This window comes from Kocuria sp. ZOR0020 (genome assembly GCF_000800955.1).
GTDB classification, from domain to species: Bacteria; Actinomycetota; Actinomycetes; order Actinomycetales; family Micrococcaceae; genus Kocuria; species Kocuria subflava.
This window is the reverse complement of sequence record NZ_JROX01000269.1, coordinates 1-6044: the sequence shown is the minus strand read 5'-3', so window position 1 is coordinate 6044 and position 6044 is coordinate 1. Positions and strand designations below refer to the sequence as shown.

Sequence of the window (6044 nt, the reverse complement as noted above, 5' to 3'; positions counted from 1 at the left end):
TAAGACCCGTTTGCTGGACGCCATCCGGAACACCCGCGTCATCGAGGGCGAGGCCGGTGGCATCACCCAGCACATCGGTGCGTACCAGATCTCCACGGAGGTCGAGGGCGATGACCGGAAGCTGACCTTCATCGACACCCCGGGTCACGAGGCGTTCACCGCCATGCGTGCCCGCGGTGCCCAGGTCACCGACATCGCGCTGCTGGTCGTGGCAGCCGACGACGGCGTGATGCCGCAGACCGTCGAGGCGTTGAACCACGCCCAGGCGGCCAACGTGCCGATCGTCGTCGCCGTCAACAAGATCGACAAGCCCGAGGCGAACCCGGAGAAGATCCGCGGCCAGCTCACCGAGTACGGGCTGGTCCCCGAGGAATACGGTGGCGACACCATGTTCGTGGACGTCTCCGCCCGTGCCGGCCAGAACATCCAGGGTCTGCTGGAGGCGGTCGTCCTGACCGCCGACGGCACCCTGGAACTGCAGGCGAACCCCAACAAGGAAGCCCGCGGCGTGGCCATCGAAGCCAACCTGGACAAGGGTCGCGGCGCAGTGTGCACCGTGCTGGTCCAGTCCGGCACGTTGCACGTCGGGGACTCGATGGTCGTCGGCGGTTCGCACGGACGTGTCCGCGCGATGTTCGACGAGGACGGCCAGGCGGTGGAGGAAGCCACGCCTTCGCGTCCCGTGCAGGTGCTCGGCCTGAACTCCGTGCCGCGCGCCGGTGACACCTTCCTGGTGACCGCCGAAGAGCGCACGGCCCGTCAGATCGCTGAGAAGCGTCAGGCGGCAGACCGCAACGCTCTGCTGGCCAAGCGCCGTAAGCGCGTGACCCTGGAGTCCTTCGACGCGGCTGTCGCCGAGGGCAAGATCGACACCCTGAACCTGATCATCAAGGGCGACGTTTCCGGTGCCGTGGAGGCGCTGGAGGACTCGCTCATGAAGATCGAGGTCGCCTCCGACGAGGTCCAGCTGCGCGTGATTCACCGCGGCGTGGGTGCCATCACCCAGAACGACGTCAACCTGGCCACCGTGGACAACGCCATCATCATCGGCTTCAACGTTCGCCCCGCCGAGCGTGTTGCCGAGTTGGCCGACCGCGAGGGCGTGGAGATGAAGTTCTACTCGGTCATCTACAACGCGCTGGACGACGTCGAGGCCGCGCTCAAGGGCATGCTCAAGCCGGAGTACGAGGAAGTCGAACTCGGCAAGGCAGAGGTCCGCGAGGTCTTCCGCTCCTCCAAGTGGGGCAACATTGCCGGTTCCTACGTCACCGAGGGGCTCATCAAGCGCAACGCCAACGCCCGCCTGGTGCGCGACGGCAACGTGGTGCAGGAGAAGCTCAAGATCGAATCGCTGCGTCGGTTCAAGGATGACGCCGTTGAGGTCCGCGACGGATACGAGTGCGGTATTGGGCTCGGCTCCTTCAACGACATCAGGGAAGGCGACATCATTGAGACCTGGGAGCTTCAGGAGAAGCCCCGCGCGTGATCGCCTGCGTTCCCGTCACGTGTGATGCGTGAATGCGACGGCCCGTACCGAAAGTCCTTGACCGGACGGGTACGGGCCGTTGCCACCCGTAGAGGTTTCTTGCGCCGCACGGCGTGAAGAACCGTGACGCTGCTTCACCCCTGGTGGGTGAGGCAGCACAAGAACTTTTCATGAAGGAGAGACCATGGTTGACGCACAGCGCGCCACGCGGATGGCTGATCGCATCAAGGTGATTGTTGCCCAGGCACTGGAACGGCGCATCAAGGATCCGCGCCTGGGGTTTGTGACGGTCACGGATGCCCGGGTGACCAATGATCTTCAGCACGCCACCGTCTACTACACCGTGTACGGAACGGCTGAGGAGAAGGCCGATTCTGCCCGTGCGTTGGAGTCCGCCAAGGGCATCCTGCGTTCGGAGGTGGGCAAGAACATCACCGCTCGCCTGACGCCCACCCTGGAGTTCGTGGCGGACGAGATTCCGGAGGCCGCCTCCCACCTGGAGGACGTGCTGCGCCGGGCCAAGGAGAAGGATGCCCAGGTGGCAGCCGCGGCTGCCGGCGCCCAGTACGCCTCCGGCGAGAACCCGTACCGCACCTCAGAGGCAGAGGAGGACTCAGCCGCCGATTCTGAGGCCGACGACGACGCACTCGGTGCATCTGATGTGGATGTTCCCGAGTCCGCGGACACGGATGCACAAGGCACCGCAGGGGAATCCGAGCGGTGACACGCCTGTCCAAGGACCCAACATCCTCCCGTGGTTCCGCTCAGCGGCAGCCGCGGGAGGATGTTCCGCGTCCCGATCCGTCCCTGCCGGTGCCAGAAGGCCTGGTGGTGGTGGACAAGCCGCAGGGCTGGACCAGCCATGACGTGGTGGGCCGCCTGCGCCGGTTGTGCGGCACCAAAAAAGTGGGTCACGCCGGGACCTTGGACCCCATGGCTACCGGTGTGCTGGTGGTGGGCGTGGGCCGTGGCACCAAATTGCTGACCTACCTGGTGGGTGCGGACAAGACCTATGAGGCCGTGATCCGCTTGGGGCAAGGCACGGTGACGGAGGACGCCGAAGGTGAGGTGACCGCCGTCGCTGCACCGGAATCGGTGGATGCGCTCACTGAGGAGCAGATCATGCAGGCCGTAGGTGGGCTGTTGGGAGAGATCCAGCAGGTGCCATCGGCGGTATCTGCCATCAAGGTGGACGGCAAGCGGTCTTACGCCAGGGTCCGAGCGGGGGAGGACGTCCAGTTGGCGGCCCGAACCGTGACGGTCTCCCGGTTTGACGTCCACTCCATGACTCCGCTGGATCTGGCAGACGGCACCCATGTGGTGGATCTGTCCGTCACGGTGGATGTTTCCTCCGGAACCTACGTGCGTGCCCTGGCTCGTGATCTGGGGGATGCACTGGGAGTTCACGGTCATCTGACGGTGTTGCGGCGCACCCGGGTGGGGTCATTGGATCTCACCCACGCAGCCGATCTGGACGAGTTGAAACAGATTATTGCCGACGGCGCCACCGTGCCCGTCACCTCCCCGGACACAGCTGCCCGTGCCATGTTCCCGTCGCGTGAGCTGACCTCGCAGGAAACCACGGACCTGGGCCACGGCAAACGCATTGCAGCCACGGGTTCGGCAGAATTGACTGCGGCATTCGCACCCGACGGCGGCGTGGTAGCTCTGCTGGAGGACCGCGGAAACCCCGGTGAGCGCACCGCCAAACCCGTACTGGTTCTGCGCGCGCAATGATTGGTGCTGCGCGAGCAATGACTGGTGCTGCGCGGGCCATGATGAGTTCAGGTGGCTCCATCGATTGGTCCAGGGGCTGCCATGCTGCCGGGGGTCACAAGAGTTGAGGAACGTGAAGGAGCGCGTTGATGCTGTGGGGATATGACGGATGGTTCTGGGCCTCCGTGCTGCTGGGCACGCTGTCTTTCCTGGTGTGTGTTTTTCAGGCGCTGCGTGGTCGTGCCCCCAGCGATCTCACCCAAGGCTCCGTGTTGCTACAGGAAGTGTTCCTGTTGGTCTACGGGCTGGGCTCCATCGTGATGTTGTTCGTGGGGCCGGAGGCCGCCGGCAGTGTCCTGGAGTACTGGGGCTACCTGCTCACAGCGTTGATCATCCCGGCTGGCACCTTCATCTGGTCACTGGTGGAGCGCTCCAGTTGGTCCAATTGGGTGCTGGCCGCCACCGGACCCACCATCATCGTGATGGTCTACCGCATGAACTTCATCTGGTACTACCAATGAGTTCTGCGCACTTTGAGCCGTCATCAGAAGCTGAAGGCGGCTCAAACTGCGCAGAACTCCCACCCGCCAACCCTGACCGGAGAATCCTGACGTGAGTCACGACCCCACCACTTCCACTCCCAGTGCCCGCGGGGGAGTCCTGCAGCGCCGCTTTGGTCCCAAGGAGCAGCAGACGCGTCCGCATGATGCCAAGAACTCGGGTTTCGGCCGCGTGATCATCGTGATTTACGGGATCTTTGCCCTCTCCGCCGGGGTGCGTGCTGCCTACCAGATTGGTACGCAGTTCGACGTCGCTCCGCTGGCCTACCTACTGTCCCTGTTTGCGGCCGTGGTCTACGTCCTGGCGGCGGTGGCACTGACTCGCACGGGTGCCCTCTGGCACCGGGTGGCCACGGTGGCGGTGTTGATCGAACTGGTGGGGGTCATCGGAATCGGAACCTGGACCTACGTGGCCCCGGACCTGTTTGCGGATGACACCGTGTGGTCCCACTTTGGCCAGGGCTACGGTTTTGTGCCGCTGGTACTGCCGTTCATCGGCCTGTGGTGGTTGTGGAAGACCCGCCCGGCCGCCAACCGCCGCACCGTCAAGGAGCACGCATGACAGACCTGCCGCAGCAGCCACCCACCCTCACGGACGGGGTGGTCACCCTGACCCAGATGTCCGAGTCGGACGTGGAGCAGCTGGTCGTCAACTGCCAGGACCCGGCAGCAGTGCGTTGGACCACGGTGCCTGATCCTTATGACGCCGACGCCGCCCGCTGGTACCTTCTGGAACACGCACCCGAAGCCTGGCGTGCGGGTACAGCTTTCAACTGGGCCGTTCACGACACCGACGGCTACCTGCTGGGCACGGTGGAGCTCGGCCGGATCCGCGGCACCAGCGCTGACATCGGATTGAACTTTGGGCCGCACGCACGTGGCACCGGCGCGGCCCTGGCGGCCTGTCGGCTGATGATGGACTACGCGTTCAACATCTTGGGATTCACCCACCTGCACTGGATCGCCTTCGACGGCAACTGGGCCTCCGTGAAGCTCTCCTGGAAACTCGGCTTTGGCCAGCCCGTGTTCATCCCCGGATACCTGGAACAGCGCGGGGAGATCCGGGACTGCTGGTTGGCCACCATCCGGGCCACCGACTCCCGGGAGCTGGCCTACGAATGGCGCGTTCCGGCGTCGTCATGACGTAAGGGCTGCAGCAGGTCACTGACTCGGCGGGGCAGTGGTGAACCCGCTAATCTGAGTGCAGCAAACAGACCGTCACCAAACCCGCTGTCCCACCAGAACCCGCCCACAAGGAGCACTGTGCACCGCTACCACTCCCTCACCGAGGTCCCTGAGGACTTTGGGCCGTCTGTGGTGACCGTTGGCAATTTCGACGGCGTTCACCGTGGTCACCAAGAGGTCCTGAAAAAGCTGGTGGAGATGGCGCGTGAGCAGCAGCGCCAGGCGGTGGTGCTGACCTTTGACCCGCACCCGGCTGAGGTGCACCGGCCTGAGACCCACCGCGGGAAGATCATGGGCACCCGGGACAAGCTGGATGCCATGGAGGCGCTGGGGCTGGATGCGGTGCTGGTCCAGCATTACAACCTGGATTTTGCGGGGCAGTCACCGGAGCAGTTCGTGACCGACTTCCTGCGCGCCGGTCTGCATGCCGAGTGTGTGGTGGTGGGGGCGGACACCCGGTTCGGACACGAAAATTCCGGGGATGTGGACGTGCTGCGCAGCCTGGGTGAGCAGCAGGGCTTTGACGTGGTGGTGGTGGAGGATCTTGAGGGCGAGTTGGTGGGGGAGGACTCGGACCGTCGAATCTCCTCCACATGGATCCGCGAACTGCTCTCCCGCGGTGAGGTGGCTGAATCCGCTGCCATGCTGGGCCGGCCGCACAGAGTGCGGGGCACTGTGGTTCATGGTGCCGCCCGCGGCCGCGAACTGGGTTTCCCCACAGCCAACCTGGACTCAGAGGCGGACGGCTACGTTCCTGACGACGGCGTGTACGCCGGCTGGCTGCACGATGCCACGGATCGGCGGTGGCCCGTGGCCGTCTCCGTGGGATCCAACCCCACGTTCGAGGGCGTTTCCCGCGTTGTGGAGGCGCACGTGATCGACCGCCCCGTGGAGCGCGTGGAGGATTTTGACCTCTATGGGCAGGAAGTGGTGGTTGAGTTCGTTCAGCGGCTGCGCGGCATGGTGGCCTATGAGGGCGTGGAGAAGCTGATCGAACAAATGACCAAGGACGTGGAGCAGACCCGCCAGATCCTCAAGGCATCCTGACGCACCTGCTCGGACTCGCATTTACGACGGCGGCGCACCGGTTGCTCGGT

7 protein-coding genes are annotated in these 6044 nt (G+C 64.7%); all 7 read left to right on the top strand.

The features are described from left to right. Positions 1-1486, top strand: a 1486-nt coding sequence (gene infB / locus L979_RS12860; RefSeq protein ID WP_047692606.1) for a translation initiation factor IF-2, incomplete at its 5' end; no start/stop codon positions are given. 184 nt (positions 1487-1670) lie between these two features. Continuing rightward, complete coding sequence (gene rbfA / locus L979_RS12855; protein ID WP_081994506.1) at positions 1671-2210, top strand: 30S ribosome-binding factor RbfA; 540 nt, start codon at positions 1671-1673, stop codon at positions 2208-2210. Positions 2211-2299: 89 nt separating this feature from the next. Next, the gene (gene truB, locus L979_RS12850; protein WP_156125589.1) at positions 2300-3223 is read left to right on the top strand and encodes a tRNA pseudouridine(55) synthase TruB; all 924 of its coding nucleotides are present in this window, start codon (positions 2300-2302) and stop codon (positions 3221-3223) included. 128 nt (positions 3224-3351) lie between these two features. Continuing rightward, a complete protein-coding gene (locus L979_RS12845; protein ID WP_047692602.1) occupies positions 3352-3723 on the top strand; it encodes a hypothetical protein in 372 nt (123 codons plus the stop codon). A gap of 91 nt (positions 3724-3814) precedes the next feature. Then, positions 3815-4324, top strand: a complete 510-nt coding sequence (locus L979_RS12840) for a hypothetical protein (RefSeq protein ID WP_081994504.1) — start codon at positions 3815-3817, stop codon at positions 4322-4324. Beyond that, on the top strand, positions 4321-4905 hold the full coding sequence (locus L979_RS12835) for a GNAT family N-acetyltransferase (protein ID WP_047692601.1): 585 nt from the start codon (positions 4321-4323) through the stop codon (positions 4903-4905). Before L979_RS12840 ends, L979_RS12835 begins: the two co-directional genes overlap by 4 nt. 120 nt (positions 4906-5025) lie before the next feature. Next, positions 5026-5994, top strand: coding sequence for a bifunctional riboflavin kinase/FAD synthetase (locus tag L979_RS12830; RefSeq protein WP_047692600.1), 969 nt, complete (start codon positions 5026-5028; stop codon positions 5992-5994). Positions 5995-6044 lie beyond the last annotated feature (50 nt).

Bases quoted from the DNA above. Each gene is read 5' to 3' on its own strand.
- rbfA (WP_081994506.1), top strand. From the start codon at position 1,671: ATGGTTGACGCACAGCGCGCCACGCGGATGGCTGATCGCATCAAGGTG.
- L979_RS12845 (WP_047692602.1), top strand. From the start codon at position 3,352: ATGCTGTGGGGATATGACGGATGGTTCTGGGCCTCCGTGCTGCTGGGC.
- L979_RS12835 (WP_047692601.1), top strand. From the start codon at position 4,321: ATGACAGACCTGCCGCAGCAGCCACCCACCCTCACGGACGGGGTGGTC.